The organism is Streptomyces sp. C10-9-1 (genome assembly GCF_024497955.1).
GTDB lineage: Bacteria > Actinomycetota > Actinomycetes > Streptomycetales > Streptomycetaceae > Streptomyces > Streptomyces sanyensis.
Genome location: NZ_JANHKP010000001.1, coordinates 232,280 through 250,935, shown reverse-complemented (window position 1 = coordinate 250,935; position 18,656 = coordinate 232,280). Strand labels below are relative to the sequence as shown.

16 protein-coding genes are annotated in these 18,656 nt (G+C 73.9%); 12 read left to right on the top strand and 4 right to left on the bottom strand.

The genetic code is table 11. From position 1 onward, the window contains the following. The first annotated feature begins 52 nt into the window (after positions 1-52). Positions 53-1,729, top strand: a complete 1,677-nt coding sequence (locus tag NPS70_RS01195) for an AMP-binding protein (protein ID WP_256521647.1) — start codon at positions 53-55, stop codon at positions 1,727-1,729. Continuing rightward, the gene (locus NPS70_RS01190) at positions 1,726-3,417 is read left to right on the top strand and encodes an AMP-binding protein (protein WP_256521646.1); all 1,692 of its coding nucleotides are present in this window, start codon (positions 1,726-1,728) and stop codon (positions 3,415-3,417) included. The genes NPS70_RS01195 and NPS70_RS01190 overlap by 4 nt, the downstream gene beginning before the upstream one ends. A 408-nt stretch (positions 3,418-3,825) precedes the next feature. On the opposite strand, the gene NPS70_RS01185 is transcribed toward NPS70_RS01190, so the two are convergent. Further along, positions 3,826-4,596 carry a hypothetical protein gene (locus tag NPS70_RS01185; protein WP_256521645.1) on the bottom strand — a complete coding sequence of 257 codons (771 nt, stop codon included), beginning with the start codon at positions 4,594-4,596 and terminating at the stop codon, positions 3,826-3,828. Positions 4,597-4,953: 357 nt separating this feature from the next. On the opposite strand from NPS70_RS01185, the gene gcl reads away from it, so the two are divergent. The 4 genes from gcl (at position 4,954) to NPS70_RS01165 (ending at position 9,883) form a co-directional block, all read left to right on the top strand. Further along, positions 4,954-6,741, top strand: coding sequence for a glyoxylate carboligase (gcl, locus tag NPS70_RS01180; protein ID WP_256521644.1), 1,788 nt, complete (start codon positions 4,954-4,956; stop codon positions 6,739-6,741). A gap of 205 nt (positions 6,742-6,946) precedes the next feature. Then, the gene (locus NPS70_RS01175) at positions 6,947-8,143 is read left to right on the top strand and encodes an acyl-CoA dehydrogenase family protein (RefSeq protein ID WP_256521642.1); all 1,197 of its coding nucleotides are present in this window, start codon (positions 6,947-6,949) and stop codon (positions 8,141-8,143) included. Positions 8,144-8,355: 212 nt separating this feature from the next. Next, positions 8,356-9,069, top strand: coding sequence for a hypothetical protein (locus NPS70_RS01170; RefSeq protein WP_256521639.1), 714 nt, complete (start codon positions 8,356-8,358; stop codon positions 9,067-9,069). Positions 9,070-9,196: 127 nt separating this feature from the next. Next, positions 9,197-9,883 carry a sigma-70 family RNA polymerase sigma factor gene (locus NPS70_RS01165; protein WP_256521637.1) on the top strand — a complete coding sequence of 229 codons (687 nt, stop codon included), beginning with the start codon at positions 9,197-9,199 and terminating at the stop codon, positions 9,881-9,883. A gap of 422 nt (positions 9,884-10,305) precedes the next feature. Here NPS70_RS01165 and NPS70_RS01160 read toward each other — a convergent pair whose 3' ends face one another. From NPS70_RS01160 to NPS70_RS01150, 3 genes are all read right to left on the bottom strand, one after another. Beyond that, positions 10,306-11,769 carry a catalase gene (locus NPS70_RS01160; protein ID WP_256521635.1) on the bottom strand — a complete coding sequence of 488 codons (1,464 nt, stop codon included), beginning with the start codon at positions 11,767-11,769 and terminating at the stop codon, positions 10,306-10,308. Between the two features lie 250 nt (positions 11,770-12,019). After that, positions 12,020-12,907, bottom strand: a complete 888-nt coding sequence (locus tag NPS70_RS01155; RefSeq protein ID WP_256521634.1) for a 2-hydroxy-3-oxopropionate reductase — start codon at positions 12,905-12,907, stop codon at positions 12,020-12,022. A 35-nt stretch (positions 12,908-12,942) separates the two neighbouring features. Continuing rightward, a complete protein-coding gene (locus NPS70_RS01150; RefSeq protein WP_256521633.1) occupies positions 12,943-13,782 on the bottom strand; it encodes a TIM barrel protein in 840 nt (279 codons plus the stop codon). Positions 13,783-13,992: 210 nt separating this feature from the next. On the opposite strand from NPS70_RS01150, the gene NPS70_RS01145 reads away from it, so the two are divergent. From NPS70_RS01145 to NPS70_RS01120, 6 genes are all read left to right on the top strand, one after another. After that, positions 13,993-14,253, top strand: coding sequence for a hypothetical protein (locus tag NPS70_RS01145; RefSeq protein WP_256522195.1), 261 nt, complete (start codon positions 13,993-13,995; stop codon positions 14,251-14,253). Next, a complete protein-coding gene (locus NPS70_RS01140) occupies positions 14,250-14,624 on the top strand; it encodes a helix-turn-helix domain-containing protein (RefSeq protein WP_256521631.1) in 375 nt (124 codons plus the stop codon). The genes NPS70_RS01145 and NPS70_RS01140 overlap by 4 nt, the downstream gene beginning before the upstream one ends. Before the next feature lie 153 nt (positions 14,625-14,777). Further along, entirely contained in the window at positions 14,778-15,299 is a 522-nt protein-coding gene (gene uraD, locus NPS70_RS01135) for a 2-oxo-4-hydroxy-4-carboxy-5-ureidoimidazoline decarboxylase (RefSeq protein ID WP_256521628.1), read from the top strand. After that, positions 15,296-15,709 carry a hydroxyisourate hydrolase gene (uraH, locus tag NPS70_RS01130; RefSeq protein ID WP_256521626.1) on the top strand — a complete coding sequence of 138 codons (414 nt, stop codon included), beginning with the start codon at positions 15,296-15,298 and terminating at the stop codon, positions 15,707-15,709. Before uraD ends, uraH begins: the two co-directional genes overlap by 4 nt. 6 nt (positions 15,710-15,715) lie before the next feature. After that, a complete protein-coding gene (gene pucL / locus NPS70_RS01125; RefSeq protein ID WP_256521625.1) occupies positions 15,716-16,639 on the top strand; it encodes a factor-independent urate hydroxylase in 924 nt (307 codons plus the stop codon). Positions 16,640-17,017: 378 nt separating this feature from the next. Continuing rightward, a complete protein-coding gene (locus NPS70_RS01120; RefSeq protein ID WP_256521623.1) occupies positions 17,018-18,415 on the top strand; it encodes an 8-oxoguanine deaminase in 1,398 nt (465 codons plus the stop codon). Positions 18,416-18,656: the final 241 nt, after the last annotated feature.

The window sequence follows — 18,656 nt, the reverse complement described above, 5'->3', positions numbered from 1 at the left end:
TGCGTCACCGATTACACGATGTACGGGGCCGGTCCCGCAACGAGGAGGAGACATGACGTCTGGCAGTGCGACGGAGAGGTTCCGGGCGGCCCGGGACCTCCTGCTCAGGCACCGGGAGGACTACGCCGCGGCCCGGGCGGGCTTCTCCTGGCCCCGCTTCGAGCACTTCAACTGGGCCCTGGACTGGTTCGACGCCATCGCGCGGGACAACGACCGCACCGCCCTCCACCTCGTCGAGGAGGACGGGACCGGGACACGCGTCTCGTTCGCCGCGATGTCGGAGGCCTCCGACCGCGCGGCGAACTGGCTGCGCTCGCACGGAGTCGCCGCGGGGGACCGCGTCCTGGTCATGCTCGGCAACCAGGCCGAGCTGTGGGAGACGGCGCTCGCGGCCATGAAGCTGCGGGCCGTGCTCATCCCCGCGACCCCCCTGCTGGGCACCGCCGACCTGCGCGACCGGATCGGGCGCGGCCGGGTCCGGCACGTCCTCGCCCGCTCCGGGGAGACCGGGAAGTTCGCCGGGGTGCCCGGCGACTACACGCGCATCGCCGTCGGTCCGCCCGTCGAGGGCTGGCTCGACTACCGCGAGGCCGCCGCGGCGCCCCCGGGCTTCACGCCCGAGGGCCCCACCCGGGCCGGCGACCCCCTGATGCTCTACTTCACCTCCGGGACCACCGCCCGGCCCAAGCTCGTCGAGCACACCCACACTTCCTACCCGGTGGGCCACCTGGCCACGATGTACTGGATCGGCCTGCGGCCGGGCGACGTCCACCTCAACATCTCCTCGCCGGGCTGGGCCAAGCACGCCTGGTCGAACCTGTTCGCGCCGTGGAACGCCGAGGCCACCGTCTTCGTGCACAACTACACGCGCTTCGACGCCGCCCGGCTGATGACCGAGATGGACCGGAACGGCGTGACCGCCTTCTGCGCCCCGCCGACCGTGTGGCGGATGCTCGTCCAGGCCGACCTGACCGCGCTCGCCACCCCGCCCCGGGAGGCGGTCGCCGCGGGCGAGCCGCTGAACCCCGAGGTCATCGAGTCGGTCCGGCGGGCCTGGGGAGTGACCGTCCGCGACGGCTTCGGCCAGACCGAGACGGCGGTGCAGATCGCCAACAGCCCCGGGCAGCCGCTCAAGACGGGCTCCATGGGGCGCCCGGGCCCCGGGTACACCGTCACCCTGCTGGACCCGGTGACCGGAGCCCCCGGCGCCGCGGAGGGCGAGATCGCCCTCGACCTGTCCGAGCGGCCGGTGGGCCTGATGACCGGCTACCACGGCGACCCGGAGCGCACCGCCGAGGCGATGGCGGACGGCTACTACCGCACCGGCGACATCGGCTCCCTCGACGCGGAGGGCTACCTCACCTACGTCGGCCGCTCCGACGACGTCTTCAAGGCCAGCGACTACAAGATCAGCCCCTTCGAGCTGGAGAGCGCCCTGCTGGAGCACGAGGCCGTGGCCGAGGCGGCCGTCGTGCCCGCACCGGACCCGGTGCGCCTGGCCGTGCCCAAGGCCTACGTGGTCCTCGCCGACGGCTGGGAACCGGGAGCGGACACCGCCAAGGTGCTCTTCGCCCACGCACGCGCCGTGCTGGCCCCGTACAAGCGCATCCGGCGGCTGGAGTTCGCCGAACTGCCGAAGACCGTCTCGGGCAAGATCCGCCGGGTCGAACTGCGCCGGCTGACCGCCGAGGGGTCGACCGCCGAGTACCACGAGGGGGACCTGCGATGACCCGTCCGGCACCCGCCGCCACCGGCTCCGGCCCGGCACCCGCGGCGCCGGCCGGCGCCCCCGGCGGCGCGTCCGCCCCCCAGGGCACCCCGTCCTACGCGCACGGAGTCTCCGGCACGCCCCTGCTCGGCGACACCATCGGCCGCAACCTCGACCGCGCGGCGGCCCGGTGGCCCGAGCGGGAGGCACTGGTCGACGCCGCCTCCGGCAGCCGCTGGACGTACGCCGCGTTCCACGCCGAGGTCGGGCGGCTGGCCCGTGCCCTGCTCGGCAGCGGCGTCGCCAGGGGGGACCGGGTCGGGATCTGGGCCGTCAACTGCGACGCGTGGGTGCTGGTGCAGTACGCCACGGCCCGGATCGGCGCGATCATGGTCAACATCAACCCCGCCTACCGGGCGCACGAGCTGGCGTACGTGCTGAACCAGGCGGGAGTCTCGCTCCTGGTGGCCTCCCGCTCGCACAAGGGCAGCGACTACGGGGCCATGGTGGAGTCCGTCCGCGGCGAGTGCCCCGCGCTGCGGTCCGTCCACCTGATCGGGGCCGCGTCCTGGGACCGGCTGCTGGAGGCGGGGGCGGGGGTGCCCGAGTCGGCGGTCGCCGCCCGCGAGGCGGAGCTCTCCTGCGACGACCCGGTGAACATCCAGTACACCTCGGGGACCACCGGCTTCCCCAAGGGCGCCACGCTCTCCCACCACAACATCCTCAACAACGGCCACATCGTGGGGGAGCTGCTCGGCTACACGGAGCAGGACCGGGTGTGCATCCCGGTGCCCTTCTACCACTGCTTCGGCATGGTGATGGGCAACCTCGCGGCCACCTCGCACGGCGCCTGCATGGTGATCCCGGCCCCGTCCTTCGACCCCGCGGCGACCCTGCGGGCGGTGGAGCGGGAGCGCTGCACCTCGCTGTACGGCGTGCCGACCATGTTCATCGCCGAACTCGGGCTGCCGGACTTCGCCTCCTACGACCTCTCCTCGCTGCGCACCGGCATCATGGCGGGCTCGCCGTGCCCGGTGGAGATCATGAAGCGGGTGGTCGCCGAGATGAACATGGCCGAGGTGTCCATCTGCTACGGCATGACGGAGACCTCGCCGGTGTCCACCCAGACACGGCGCGACGACGACCTCGACCGCCGCACCGCGACGGTGGGCCGGGTGCTGCCGCACACCGAGGTCAAGGTGGTCGACCCCGCCACGGGGGTCACCCTGCCGCGCGGTGAGGCGGGGGAGCTGCGCACCCGGGGCTACGGGGTCATGCTCGGCTACTGGGAGGAGCCCGAGCGGACCGCGGAGGCCGTCGACGCGGGCCGCTGGATGCACACGGGCGACCTGGCGGTGATGCGCGAGGACGGCTACGTCCGGATCGTCGGGCGCATCAAGGACATGATCATCCGCGGGGGCGAGAACGTGTACCCGCGCGAGATCGAGGAGTTCCTCTACGCCCACCCCAAGATCGCCGACGTGCAGGTGGTGGGTGTGCCGGACGAGCGCTACGGGGAGGAGGTCCTCGCCTGCGTCGTCCCGCGCGACCCGGCGGACCCGCCGACGCTGGAGGAGGTCGCCGCCTTCTGCCGGGAGCGCCTCGCCCACTACAAGGTGCCGCGGCGGCTGGAAGTGCTCGACGCCTTCCCGATGACCGTGAGCGGGAAGGTGCGCAAGGTGGAGCTGCGGAGCCGCTTCGGCGGCTGACCAGGGGGCCGGGCTGCCGCACGCACGGGCGCGTTCGGGGGTGCCCGTGCGTGCGGCGTCCACGGGGGAGGGGCCGGGGGACGGGCCGGGCCCGGGCGCCGGTGACGGCCCGGGCGGACGTGTCCGGTCGCACGTCGCCGCCGGGCACCTGCGAGACGCCGACGGGCAGGCGCGTGTGCGCGGGCGGTCGGCGGCTCCTCGCCGCGCTCGGCGCGGCCGAGCGCGCGTTCGCCCGCTCCCGGAAGGAACGGCGCCCCGGGTGGTTCGGTCTCCACGGCGCAGGTGAGGTCGAGGCCGTGTCCGCGACGGGCACGGGCACCGCGGCAGGGCCGAGGGGCCGGTCGCACTCCGGGCCGTCGTCACCCGCCCCCCGGGGGCAGCGCCCCGTGCCGCACCTCGCGGCGGAGGTCAGGGCCCGGTCGCGATCAGCTCGTCCGCGGCGGCGTTGACCGGCTGGGGGCAGCCCGCGAGGTCCAGCACGAACAGGGGGACGCCCAGGCGGTCGGCGCCGCCGCGTCCCTCGGCGGAGTAGCCCGCCAGGGAGAAGAACACGCACTGGGCGGACTCGGCGAGGCCGCTCAGCCACAGGCACTCCACCGACCGGAGCGGTGAGGGGCGGGTGGAGGGGTCCACCTGTGCCAGGACCCCGGCGCCGCGCAGATCGATCCCCGAGGCGGGGCGGCCCTCGGGCTGCACGACCTCGGTGTAGCCGAGCCAGCGCAGGTACATGGCGGCGGCCGTGACCGCGTCCCGGGCGGTGCGGATCGGCACGGGCCGGAACGCGGGGCGCACCGGCGGCGCCGCGAGGTGCGGCGGTGCCGGGAGCGGGGCGGGCACCCGGCCGGCCGGGCCGGGGGTGCGGAACCCCGCCGGGCGGGTCCCGGGGGCCGGATGGTGCGGTGGGGTGGGGGCGTCGTCCGGGGGGCGCACGGCGATGCGCAGGACCGTCCCGCACGGGCAGCCCAGTTCGGGCTGAGGCCACTGGTCCCGCCGCCGGCAGGCCGGGCAGCAGACGGTCACCCAGTCCTCGGTCCAGGTCCGGTGGGTGACCGGCTCCGGCGGAGCCGCGGGCAGCAGGGGCGGTGCGAGAGGAGCCCCGCAGGCGCACGGATAGACCGGCGGGGCGTACAGGTGCTCGCGGCGGCAGGCCGGGCAGCGGACCGGCACGCTCTCGATCATCGCGGAGTCTTCCCCTCGTGCGTCACACCGGCTCGCGCGCCGCAGCGGGCCGTCGGCCCGCTGCCCGCGGGACCCCCGTGGGTGTGTGTCGCGGTCCATCGTCCATCACCGGACGGGAGTTGGCGAGGCGCTTGCCGGACTGCGCCCCCGGTGCGCCCCGAGCCGCCCCCGCGGGCCACCGCGCGCGGCTCCGTCCCTTGACGTGGTCACGGGCACGTTCTAGATTGCTTCCGTATAGCAGAACTAGTCTTCCACTATGTGGAAGATGAGGGAAACACCGACTGGACGCCGACACGGGACCGACGCTCTCAGGTGGCGCGGCAGAGCCCGATCCCGAAGGCCGGAGCAGGAGCACCCATGCCTCGTATGACCGCCGCCCGAGCGGCCGTTGAGATCCTCAAGCGTGAAGGCGTCACCCACGCGTTCGGCGTGCCGGGCGCGGCGATCAACCCCTTCTACAAGGCCCTGAAGGAGGGCGGCGGCGTGCACCACACGCTCGCCCGCCATGTCGAGGGCGCCTCCCACATGGCCGAGGGGTACACGCGCACCCACCCGGGCAACATCGGCGTCTGCATCGGCACCTCGGGTCCCGCGGGCACCGACATGATCACCGGGCTCTACTCCGCGACCGGCGACTCCGTGCCGATCCTCTGCATCACCGGGCAGGCGCCCACCGCGGTCATCCACAAGGAGGACTTCCAGGCCGTCGACATCGCCTCGATCGCGGCCCCGGTCACCAAGGCGGCCACCACCGTCCTGGAGGCCGCCCAGGTCCCGGGCGTCTTCCAGCAGGCGTTCCACCTGATGCGCTCCGGGCGCCCCGGACCCGTCCTCATCGACCTGCCGATCGACGTCCAGCTCACCGAGATCGACTTCGACCCCGAGACCTACGAGCCGCTGCCGGTCTACAAGCCCGCCGCGACCCGGGCGCAGATCGAGAAGGCGATCTCCTACCTGCTGGAGTCCGAGCGCCCGCTGATCATCGCCGGCGGCGGGGTGATCAGCGCCGACGCCTGCGAGCTGCTGGTCGAGTTCGCGGAGCTGACCGGGACCCCCGTCATCCCCACGCTCATGGGCTGGGGCGTGCTGCCCGACGACCACGAGCTCAACGCGGGCATGGTCGGCGTCCAGACCTCCCACCGCTACGGCAACGCCACGTTCCTGGAGTCGGACTTCGTCCTCGGCATCGGGAACCGCTGGGCCAACCGCCACACCGGCTACAAGCTCGACGTCTACCGCGGGGAGCGCACCTTCGTCCACGTGGACGTCGAACCGACGCAGATCGGCAGGATCTTCGCTCCCGACTACGGCATCGCCTCCGACGCCAAGGCCGCCCTGGAGCTCTTCGTCCAGGTCGCCCGCGAACTCTGGGAAGCCGGCCGCCTCCCCGACCGCTCCGCGTGGATCGCCTCCGCCCAGGAGCGCAAGGCCACCCTCCAGCGCCGCACCCACTTCGACGACGTGCCCCTGAAGCCGCAGCGCGTCTACGAGGAGATGAACAGGGCCTTCGGCCCCGACACCCGCTACGTCACCACCATCGGGCTCTCCCAGATCGCCGGCGCGCAGATGCTGCACGTCTACAAGCCGCGCCACTGGATCAACTGCGGCCAGGCGGGCCCCCTCGGCTGGACCGTCCCGGCCGCCCTCGGCGTCGCCACCGCCGACCCCGGGGCCCAGGTCGTCGCCCTGTCCGGGGACTACGACTTCCAGTTCATGATCGAGGAGCTCGCGGTCGGCGCGCAGCACCGCATCCCCTACGTCCACGTCCTGGTCAACAACTCCTACCTGGGCCTGATCCGCCAGGCCCAGCTCGGCCTGGACATCGACTTCCAGGTCAACCTGGAGTTCGAGAACATCAACTCCCCCGAGATCGGGGTCTACGGCGTGGACCACGTCAAGGTCGTCGAGGGACTGGGCTGCAAGGCGATCCGCGTCACCGAGCCCGACGACCTGCTCCCCGCGCTGGAGCAGGCGAAGAAGCTCGCCGCCGAGTTCCGGGTGCCGGTCGTGGTCGAGGCCATCCTGGAACGGGTCACCAACATCTCGATGAGCCGCACCATGGACATCAGCGACGTCTCCGAGTTCGAGGAGCTGGCCACCGAGCCCGGGCACGCCCCCACGGCCGTCAGGCCGCTGGAGGTCTGACCCGGCCACCGCCCACGGCACCCTCCGCCGAGGTCCCGGCCCGCGCCCCGCCGCGCGCCGGGACCTCGGTGCGTCTTCCCCGCCCCGCCCCTGGCCCGGGAACCCCCCGGCACCCCCGCCCGACCACTGCGACGGAAGCGACCGCCGCACCACCGGGTACCGGCAGGCCCCGGACCGGGGTGCCGGGCCAGACGGGAGACACGTCATGACCCCCTCCGAGCAGGACCGCACCCGCGGCACCGGCGGCGAGGACCCGGTACGGGACCGGGTCGAGGAGTTCGTCCGCTCCAGGGTCGTGCCCCGGGAACCCGAGCTGGACGCCGGCGGACCCGGCGCCCGCCGTGCGCGGGCCGCGCTGCGCCGGGAGGCCAAGGAGGCCGGCCTGTGGGCCCTGCCGCTGCCGGAGGAGTTCGGCGGCCAGGGCATGCCGCTCGCCCGCTACGCGGCCGTGGCGGAGGCCGAGGGGGCGAGCGACCACGGCCCCGCCGCGCTCGGCTCCGCCTCCCTGCTCGACGCGGGCATGCTCGACCGGCACGCCCGGCCGGCCGTCCGCGACCGCTATCTGAGGCCGCTGGTGGCGGGGGACGTCTCCGCCAGCTACGCGATGACCGAGCCGGACGTCCCCGGCAGCGAACCGGCGCACGTCGCCACCCGGGCGGAGCGGCGCCCGGACGGCACCTGGCGGGTCACCGGGCGCAAGTGGTTCGTCTCCGGCGCGGCGCACGCCGACGTGGTCACCGTCCTCGCGCGGACCGCGGGCGCGGCGGGCGACCGCGACGGGCTGTCGCTGCTCCTCGTGCGCGCCGACGCGCCGGGCTTCCGGTTCGTCCGGGAGATCCCCGTCCTGGGCGCCGCCGGGCAGGGCGAGATCGAGCTGGACGGCGTCCCGGTGCCAGCGGACCACGTGATCGGCACGCCCGGCGCCGCCCTGGCCGTGGCCGGCGAGCGCCTGCAACTCGGCCGCACGCTGCGCGCGCTGCGCTGGCTCGGGCAGGGCCGCCGGGCCTTCGACCTGATGTGCGCCCGCGCCGCGGGGCGGGCGGGGGCCCACGGCCCGCTCGCCTCCCACCAGCTCGTCCAGCAGCACGTCTTCGACGCGCTGCTGGCCCTGCGCACCACCGGCCCCCTCGTGCACGAGGCGGTGGCGCGCCTCGCCGACGGACGGGACGCGCGCACGGAGGTCGGGCTGGCGAAGGTGGCCGCCGCGCGGATGCTCCAGCAGGTCACGGACGCGGCCGTGCAGGTCCACGGCGCGGCCGGGCTCGGCCCGGACACCGCCCTGCCCGCCCTGATGCGGGTGGGCCGGGCCGCCCGCATCCTCGACGGCCCCGACGAACTCCACATCGGTGCCGTCGCCCGCCGGGTCCTGCGCGCGTACGGGGAGACCGGCGCGGGCACCTGAGGCGGCGTCACGCCGGGCGCGAGGTGCCGAGGCGCCCCGCCTCCGCCGTCTGCGGGGGCGGGCCGGGCCCGCCCCCGGGCGTCGTGCGGGGACCCCACCTGGTTCCCTAACGCGGCTGTGGCGCATGACACATGGGGTGGGGTGAAGGGCCGGAGGGCGATTCCCGTACCAACACGTGTCAGCTCCCCGAGGAGTGCGAGGATGAGGCCGCCATGACGACAGGCCGGTGGTGCCGCGCAGCGAGGGCCGCGATGTTCGCGGCCACGTGCGTGCTGCTCGCCGCCGTCGGCCACATCCTCATGTCCGGTTCACCGGTCGGTCCGGGCGGCCTCGCCGCGGCCCTCGCCGTGACCGGCGCGCTCGCCTGGCTCCTCGGCGGCCGCGAGCGCACCCCCGGCGCGGTGACGGGCGCGACCGTCGCCGTCCAGGCGGGCCTGCACGCGGCCTTCTCACTGGCGCAGGCGCTGGCCGCGCCCCGGACGGGGTCCGGCTCCCTGCTGCGGGAGTGGGCCGGCCACCTGCTGTGCTCACCGGCCCCCGGTACCGGCGGACACCTCTCCGGCGCCGCCGCGGCGCATTCCGCCGGGCACCTCGGCCACGGGGCCGCACACCTGGCGCACGCGGCGACGCCCGCCGGCCACGGGCCGGCGGGCATGTCGCCCGCGGGCATGCTGGCCGCCCACCTGCTGGCCGCCCTGCTGTGCGGGCTGTGGCTCGCGCACGGCGAGCGCGTCGTCTTCCGTGCGCTGCACGCCCTCGCCGGCTGGCTGGCCGCCCCGCTGCGGTGCGCGCTGCGCCTCGCGCCGCCGCCCTGCGCCCCGCGCAGCCGGGTGCGGCGCAGGCGCGTCTCCGCGCGGCTGCGCCCGCTCCTGCTCGCCTCCTCCTGCGTCACCCGGGGTCCACCCGCCGGCTCCGCTGTCTGCTGACAGCCGGCACCCCGACGCGCCGCCACCGGGCGCCTCGGGCATCGGCCCTGCCCTGCGGCGGGCCGTCGTACCCCCACCGGCCGCCGCGCGCCGGCCGGGACCCCGACTCACCGAAGGACACACGGCGATGACTGCTGCCCCGACAGCCACCGACACGGCCGCACCCCCGCGGGGACCGGCCTCCCACCAGCCCTCCGGCGACGAGGAGATCACCCGGATCGCCCTTGCCGCACGGTGCGGCGACGCCCGTGCCGTGGAGGGCCTCGTGCGCGCCCTCCACCGGGACATCTGGCGCTACGTCGCCTATCTGAGCGCCGACCCCCAGGGCGCGGACGACCTGACCCAGGAGACCTTCCTGCGCGCCCTCGGCAGCCTCCACCGGTTCGAGGGGCGCTCCTCCGCCCGGACCTGGCTGCTGTCCATCGCCCGCCGCACGGTCGTCGACAGCCTCCGGCGCGCGGCCGCCCGGCCCCGGCTGTCGGACCGGGAGGACTGGCAGGGGGTCGCCGAGCGGCGTCAGCCGAGGACCCCGGGCTTCGAGGACGGCGTGGCGCTGGCGGAGCTGCTGGCCACGGTCCCGGCGGAGCGGCGCGCGGCGTTCGAGCTGACCCAGGTGCTGGGTCTGCCCTACGCGGAGGCGGCCGAGGCGCTCGGCGTGCCCGTGGGCACGGTGCGCTCCCGGGTGGCCCGGGCGCGGGCCGCACTGGTCGCCCTGCTGACGGACCCGCAGGAGGGCCGGCCCCGGTCGGCGGAGGAGCCGGTGCCCGGGGCGCCGCTCCGCCCGCGCGTGCTGACCGCGGTCGGCGGCGGCTGAGCCCGCCCCGGGGGCGCGCCGCGCCACAGGCCGGGGGCGCGGCATCCGGCCCACAACGGCCAGGACCCGGCCTCCGTGTGAAGGCCGGGTCCTGGTCGTCGGGGCGGAGCCGGGGGCGCGCGGGGCGGCAGCGCCCCCGTGGTGGCCGCCCGACGGTGCGAGGCTGTCGGTGCAGTGCGTTCGCGCCGCCGGGCGGAGCGGGGGAGGGCGGCTGGGACCGCGGCGGGGCGATCGGCCCGCCGGCACTCCTCACGTCAGGTCGGAGAGGGTGCCGGTGGCCTTGACCACCGCACTGGCATCGTCCGACCGCCGCGGTCCTCGCCTGTGCCACGCCGCATGACCACCCCTCATCGGGTCACGCGGCGCGGGCTTCGCGCGCGGAGCGGACCTCCCGTGGTGTGCTCCGCGCGCAGCCTGTCGGCTCAGTCCTCGCGCAGGGCGCGGACCGCCTCCTCCACGCGCCGGCCGTAGTCGGCGTCCGCGGCGTGGAAGTGGGCCAGGTTCTTCTCGACGATGTCGTCGCGGGTGACCTGGGAGAGGCCCCCGGCGATGTTGGCGACCAGGCGCCGCTTCTCCTCCTCGGACATCAGCCGGTAGAGCTCGCCGGCCTGGAAGAAGTCGTCGTCCTTGGCGTGCCCGGGGGCCGGGTGGGTGCCCGTCCAGCCCCGGACCTCCAGCGGGGCCGCGAGCGCGGCGTCCGTCTGCGCGGGCCCGGCGAAGGAGTTGGGCTCGTAGTTCCTGTCGTGGCGGGAGCCGTTGCGGGTGGCCATGAAGCCGTCGCGGCCGTAGTTGTCGGCTCCTCCGGGCACCGCCTTGGGGGCGTTGACCGGCAGCTGGGTGTGGTTGACGCCGAGCCGGTAGCGGTGGGCGTCCGCGTAGGCGAACAGACGTCCCTGGAGCATCTTGTCCGGGGACGGGCCGATGCCGGGGACGAAGTTGCCGGGCGAGAACGCGGCCTGCTCCACCTCGGCGAAGACGTTGTCGGGGTTGCGGTCCAGCACCAGGCGGCCGACCCGCTGGAGCGGGTAGTCGGCGTGCGGCCACACCTTGGTCAGGTCGAAGGGGTTGAAGCGGTAGTCGGCGGCCTCGGCCGCGGGCATCACCTGGACGTAGAGGGTCCAGGAGGGGTTGACGCCGCGCTCGATGGCCTGGAGCAGGTCCGTCTGGTGCGAGGTGGCGTCCTCGCCGACCAGTTCGGCCGCCTGCTCGGCGGAGAGGCAGCGGATGCCCTGGTTGGTCTTGAAGTGGTACTTCACGAAGAAGGCCTCGCCCGCCGCGTTGGTCCACTGGTAGGTGTGGGAGCCGTAGCCGTTCATGTGGCGGTACGAGGCGGGGATGCCGCGGTCGCCCATGAGCCAGGTCACCTGGTGCGTCGCCTCCGGGGCGTGCGCCCAGAAGTCCCAGACGTTGTCCGGCTCCTGGCGGCCCGTGAAGGGGTCGCGCTTCTGGGAGTGGATGAAGTCGGGGAACTTGATCGGGTCCTTGATGAAGAACACCGGGGTGTTGTTGCCGACGAGGTCGTAGTTGCCCTCCTCGGTGTAGAACTTCAGCGCGAAGCCCCGCGGGTCGCGGACGGCGTCCGCGCCGCCGAGGGAGTCGGCGACCGTGGAGAAGCGCAGGAAGGTCTCCGTCCGGCGGCCGACCGCGGAGAGGAAGTCGGCCCTGGTCCACGCGGTGACGTCGTCGGTGACCTCGAAGTAGCCGTAGGCGCCGGAGCCGCGGGCGTGCACGACGCGCTCCGGGATCCGCTCACGGTTGAAGCGCGCGAGCTTCTCCAGCAGGTGCTGGTCCTGGAGGAGGAGGGGGCCACCGACGCCGGCGGTGGCGGAGTTCTGGTTGTCGGCGACGGGGGCGCCGGACTCGGTCGTAAGCACGCGCTTCGACATCGTGACCTTCCGTACGGGGCTGCACTGGCTGACGGTGCGAGGAGCGTAGGTTCGCTCCCGAGAAGACGTCAACAGTTTGTTGAAATTCTGGAGAGGGGTTCCGGCCGGTGCCGGCGCCTGGGCGCGACAGGACAGGTGTCGGCACCGGCACCGACCGGAAGACGTTGCCCGCCCCCGCCCCCGCGCCCGCGGCAGGGGCGTGCGGGGCCGCCGGGAGGGGCGGTGTGCGGGGCGGGAGCCCGGGAAGGGGTCAGGCCTGCGAGCCGGACAGCCGCTCGACGGCGCGGAGCAGGGCGGAGTGGTCCAGCCCGCCGTCGCCCTGGGCGCGCAGCGAGGCGACCAGCTGGGCGACGACCGCGCCGACCGGCAGGGCGGCGCCCACGGTCCGGGCGGCGTCGGTGACGATGCCCATGTCCTTGTGGTGCAGGTCGATGCGGAAGCCCGGTGTGAAGTCCCGGTCGAGGAAGTTGGCCTTCTTGCGGGTGAGCACCGTCGAGCCCGCCAGCCCGCCGCCCAGGACGTCGAGGGCGGCGGCCAGGTCCACGCCCGACTTCTCCAGGAAGACCACGGCCTCGGCGCAGGCCTGGATGTTCACCGCCACGATCAGCTGGTTGGCGGCCTTCACCGTCTGGCCGGAACCGTGCGGCCCGCAGAGCACGATCGTCCTGCCGAGCGCACGGAGGATCGGCTCGGCGGCGTCGAAGTCCGCCTGCTCGCCGCCGACCATGATGGACAGCACGGCCTCGATGGCGCCCGCCTCGCCGCCGGACACGGGGGCGTCCAGGACCCGGATGCCCTTCTCGGCCGCGGCCTCGGCCAGGTCGATCGAGGTCTGCGGCGTGATCGAGGACATGTCGATCAGCAGGGCGCCGCGCCTGGCGTTCTCCAGGATGCCGTCCGGGCCGTAGGCGATGGCCTCGACCTGCGGGGAGGCGGGCACCATCGTGATCACGACGTCCGCGTCGCGCACCGCCTCGGCGACCGAGGAGGCCGCGGTGCCGCCGGCGGCGGCCAGGCGGTCCAGCTTGTCCTGCTCCAGCGTGAAGCCGGTGACGGAGTAGCCGGCCTTCAGCAGGTTCTCGGACATGGGGGAGCCCATGATGCCGAGGCCGATCCAGGCGATGGTGGGAGTGCTCATGAGGGTACCTCTCTGGAAAACACGTGCGAAGGGGGTCAGTTGGCCGCTCGGGCCGAGGCGGGGAGCCAGTCGAACGCCTCGGCGCTCGGGCGGTCGCCGGGCTTGTACTCCAGCCCGACCCAGCCGTCGTAACCCGCTGCCCGCAGCTCGTCGAGGAGCTGCTCCAGGGGGAGCGAGCCGGTGCCGGGGGCGCCGCGGCCGGGGTTGTCGGCGATCTGGACGTGGCCGGTCCGGTCGGCGTAGGCCGCGATGACCCCGGAGACGTCCTCGCCGTTCATGGACAGGTGGTAGATGTCGAGCAGGAACCGGGCGTTGCCCAGGCCGGTCGCCGCGTTCACCTTGTCGACGACCTCGATCGCCGCCGGTGCGCTCACCAGCGGGTAGAGCGGGGACTCCGGCCGGTTGAGGGCCTCGACGAGCAGGACGGCGCCGATCCGGTCGGCCGCACGGGCGGCGAGGACGAGGTTCTCCAGTGCCAGGGCGTCCTGGGTCCCGGGGTCGGTGCCCTCGACGCGGTTGCCGTACAGGGCGTTGAGTGCCGTGCATCCCACCGAGGCGGCGAAGTCGGCGGCCACCTCGATGTTGGCCCGGAAGCGGTCGGACTCCTCGCCCGGTACCGACAGGGCGCCGCGGTCCGGGCCCGGGAGCCGCCCGGCGTAGAAGTTCAGGCCCACCAGCCGGGTGCCGGCGTCGTCCAGCGCCTTCTTCAGGGCGTCGAGCTCGGACTGCCCGGGGGTGGGGGTGTCGGTCCAGGGCCACCACAGCTCCACCGCGGTGAAGCCCGCCGCGGCCGCGGCCGCGGGGCGCTCCAGGAGCGGGAGCTCGGTGAAGAGGATCGAGAGGTTCACATCGAAGCGCTGGTCCGCGAATCCCATGAGAGGTGCGCTCCTTCCGTATTGCGGAAGTTTCTTTCTGCTTAACGGAATTCTGTAGAGCGAGACTCGGGCCTGTCAAGCGGCCGACGTGAAATCCCCCTCCGCCCCGTGGGTCGCCACGGGTCCCTGTGCCGGTGTTCCGTCCCTGGTCGGAGCCGGTGCCGCCGGGGCGGGTCCGATCCGCGCGGGCGCCGCTACGGTGGGGGCATGGTGCGACTGAGAGTGGAGTTCACGACCGAGCCCTTCGACCTCGACGAACCGCCCGCGCACGCCGTGGCCGCTCGCGAGGTCGTCCAGGGTGCGGCGCTGGACAAGGTGGACGTCGGCCCCTTCGGCAACACGGCCGAGGGTGGGGCCGACGAGGTGCTCGGAGCCGTCGACGCGCTGCTGCGCGCGGCTCTGCACAGCGGTGCGACCCGGGTGTCCCTCCAGGTGAACGTGGTGGACGGTGCCGGGGAGGAGCGCAGATGAGCGGGGCGGAGGACGCGTTCGCGCAGGCGGTGAAGCCGCTGGTCGACGCGATGGGCGGGAAGCTGCTCGCCCCCGGCGAGGCGCAGGACGACGACGTGGTGCTCAGCTGGGAGGGCGAGGAGGTGGTGGCCGTGCGCCTGCCGCAGCTCGCCGACTCCCTGGAGCACATCCTGGCCGCGATGGAGCGCCGGCACGGCTGCCCCCTCGCCGAACTCGACCGAAGGACCAAGCAGTCGGTCGTGCGGACGCTGGAGGCCCGGGGGGCCTTCTCCGTGCGGCACGGCGTCGAGACGGTGGCCGCGGCCCTCGGGGTCAGCCGCTTCACCGTGTACAACTACCTGAACAGGGAGAACGCCGCCCGCGGCGACTGAGTCCCGGTGCCGGCGGGGGGCGCCGCCCGGTGTGGTGGCCGGCGGCCTCCGCCCCCGCGACTTTTCAACAAAGTGTTGACGTCGACTTCCGGAGGGCGTTAGCTATCCGCAGCCCGTCCGACGCACCGAGATGATCAAGCCACGGAGGCTCCCGTGACTGCACTTGAGAACCCGGGCCTCGCCCGGTTCAACGCCTCCGAGGACAGTGCGGCGCAGACCGCACTGCACGAGGTGTGCGCCAGCGCCGCCTGGGTGGGCGCGATCCTCGCCCGGCGCCCGTACGCCGACGTGGAAAGCCTGATGGGCGCCAGTGACGCCGCCATGGCGGAGCTGACGGCGCAGGACCTGGCCGAGGCGATGGCCGGGCACCCCCCGATCGGCCGGCCCAGGCCCGGCGACCCCACCTCCTCCCGCGAACAGCGCGGCATGGCCGGGGCGTCCGAGGAGCTGAAGGCCGAGATGCTCGAACTCAACCTGGCCTACCAGGAGAGGTTCGGGCACGTCTTCCTGATCTGCGCGACCGGGCGCACCGGGGAGCAGATGAGGGACGCCGTGCGCGAGCGGATCGGCAACACGCCGGAGCAGGAGCGGGAGACCGTCCGCACCGAACTCGGCAGGATCAACCGCATCCGGCTGGCCCGCCTCGTGGAGCCCGCAGAGGAAGAGGACGCATGAGCACGCACACCACCGCATCGGTGTCCACGCACATCCTGGACACGAGCGCCGGACGCCCCGCCGAGGGCGTCGCCGTCTCCCTGTCGGCCCGCAGTGGCGCCGGTGCGGGGTGGCGGGCGCTCGGCGCCTCGGCGACCGACGCGGACGGGCGGTGCAAGGACCTCCCGGCCCTGCCGGAGGGCACGACCCACGTACGTCTGGACTTCGCGACCGAGGAGTACCTCCTCCGCCGCGACGCCGGACCCCAGCAAGCCGATGTGCAGCAGGACGCCCCCGCGAATCGGGACAGCGGTGCGACCGGTGCGTTCTTCCCGGAGGTGGCGATCACCTTCGCCGTCGTACCGGGCGAGCACTACCACGTACCGCTGCTGCTCAACCCGTTCGGCTACTCCGTTTACCGAGGGAGCTAGCAGACAATGCCCACGATTCTCGGCCAGAACCAGTACGGCAAAGCAGAGAACCGCGTCGTCAGGATCACGCGGGACGGCGACACCCACCACATCAAGGACCTGAACGTCTCCGTCGCCCTCTCCGGCGACATGGACGACGTGCACTACTCGGGCTCCAACGCCCACGTCCTGCCGACCGACACCACCAAGAACACGGTGTTCGCGTTCGCCAAGGAGTACGGCATCGAGTCCGCCGAGCAGTTCGGCATCCACCTGGCCCGGCACTTCGTCACCAGCCAGGAGCCGATCCACCGGGCGCGCATCCGCATCGAGGAGTACGCCTGGGAGCGCATCGCGACCTCCGACGGCAACTCCAAGTTCATCGGGGCCGACGAGGTCCGGCACTCCTTCGTCCGCAGGGGCCAGGAGATCCGCACCACCCAGGTCACCTACGACGGCTCGTCCTTCGAGGTGGTGTCCGGCCTCAAGGACCTGGTCGTGATGAACTCGACCAACTCCGAGTTCTGGGGCTACGTCAAGGACCGGTACACCACGCTCAAGGAGGCGTACGACCGCATCCTGGCGACCCAGGTGGCCGCCCAGTGGCGCTACAACTGGACCTCCGACGAGCAGCGGTCGCCGAACTGGGACAAGTCCTACGAGCAGGCCAAGAAGCACATGCTCCAGGCCTTCGCGGAGACCTACTCGCTGTCCTTGCAGCAGACCCTGTACCAGATGGGTTCGCGCATCATCAACAGCCGCAGCGAGATCGACGAGATCCGCTTCTCGCTCCCCAACAAGCACCACTTCCTGGCCGACCTCGAACCCTTCGGCCTGAAGAACGACAACGAGGTCTACTTCGCCGCGGACCGCCCGTACGGCCTCATCGAGGCCACCGTGCTGCGCGACGGAGTCGAACCGAGGATCCCGGTCGACATGACCAACCTCTGACGCGAGGCCGCGCGCCGCCCCGCCCGCCGACACGGGCGGAGCGGCCCGCGGACCGGAGGGAGGACCATGGCACAGCCCCCGGTGCCCGGGAGCACGACACCCGGGAGCCGCCCCACGGACGCCGCGGGCGAGCGGCGCGGCACGGCCCGCGCCGGGGCGGCCCCGTCTCCCCGTCCCGTTCCTCCACCCTCTCGGCACCCGCAGCCGCCGGACCGGCCGTCCCGGAAGGCCACCCGGCTGCGGCACTCAAATCCTCCAGGGTCCTGCCGTGCCCTTCCCCGGGGGCCCGCCCCGGGGACGCCGTCGCCCGGACGACGTCCCGGGACACCCGCCCCGGGGAGCCTCCGACACCCCACACGACACGAAGAAGGACGCATCATGGCACCTTCGGCAGCCCCCGGAACGACCGAGCGCCTCGTCATCGAGAACTGCGCCGTCGCCACCGTCGACGCCCGGGACACCGAGTACGCGACGGGCCACATCGTCGTCGCGGGCAACCGCATCGAGTCCGTCGGGGCGGGCGCGGCCCCCGAGGGCCTGGAGAACGTCGTGCGCCGCATCGACGCCACCGGCCACCTCGCCACCCCGGGCCTGGTCAACACCCACCACCACTTCTACCAGTGGATCACCCGCGGACTGGCCACCGACCACAACCTCTTCAACTGGCTCGTGGCCCTCTACCCCACCTGGGCGCGCATCGACGAGGCCATGGTCCGCGCCGCCGCGCAGGGCTCCCTCGCGATGATGGCCCGCGGCGGCGTCACCACCGCCATGGACCACCACTACGTCTACCCCGAGGGCAGCGGCGACCTGTCCGGCGCCATCATCGGCGCCGCCCGCGATACGGGCGTCCGCTTCACCCTGGCCCGCGGCTCCATGGACCGCAGCGAGAAGGACGGCGGCCTGCCGCCGGACTTCGCCGTCGAGACCCTCGAAGGCGCCCTCGCCGCCACCGAGGAGACCGTCCGCGCCCACCACGACGCCTCCTTCGACGCCATGACGCAGGTCGCCGTCGCACCCTGCTCCCCCTTCTCCATCTCCACCGAACTCCTCAGGCAGGGGGCCGAGCTGGCCCGCCGCCTCGGCGTCCGGCTGCACACCCACGGCTCGGAGACCGTGGAGGAGGAGAAGTGGTGCCACGAGCTCTTCGGCATGGGCCCCACCGACTACTTCGAGTCCACCGGCTGGCTGGGCGAGGACGTGTGGATGGCCCACTGCGTCCACATGAACGACTCCGACATCGCGGCCTTCGCCCGCACCGGCACCGGTGTCGCCCACTGCCCCTCCTCCAACGCCCGCCTCGCCGCCGGCATCGCCCGGGTCCCCGACATGCTCGCCGCGGGGGTCCCGGTCGGCCTCGGCGTCGACGGCACCGCCTCCAACGAGTCCGGGGAACTGCACACCGAGCTGCGCAACGCGCTTCTGATCAACCGCCTCGGCGCCCACCGCGAGGCGGCCCTGAACGCCCGCCAGGCGCTGCGCCTGGGCACCTACGGCGGCGCCCAGGTACTCGGCCGCGCCGACGCGATCGGCTCCCTGGAGCCCGGCAAGGTCGCCGACCTCGTGCTCTGGAAGCTGGACACCCTGGCGCACTCCTCGATCGCCGACCCGGTGGTCGCCCTGGTGTTCGGCGCCGCCGCCCCCGTCACCCTCTCCCTGGTGGACGGGCGCCCCGTCGTCGAGTCGGGCCGCCTCACCACCGTCGACGAGGAGGCCGTCGCCCGCTCCACCCGGGACGAGGCCCGCCGCCTGGCGCGGATCGCCGCAGGGGCCTGACGGCCCGTGCGGGCCGCGCACCGCCGCGGCCCGCACCGACGAGGCTCCGGTCGGGGGGGACGGCCCCCGGCCGGCGGCCGTGGACCCGAGCGGGGTCCACGGCAGCCGCACCGGGGGGTGCGCGTCAGCGGACGCCGCGCCCCCCGGATGCGGTGACACGTGTCCCCCTGCGGACCCCGTGCCACCGCGCACCACCGCACCACACCGGACGGGCGACCGGTGCGTGCACAGCACCACCAGC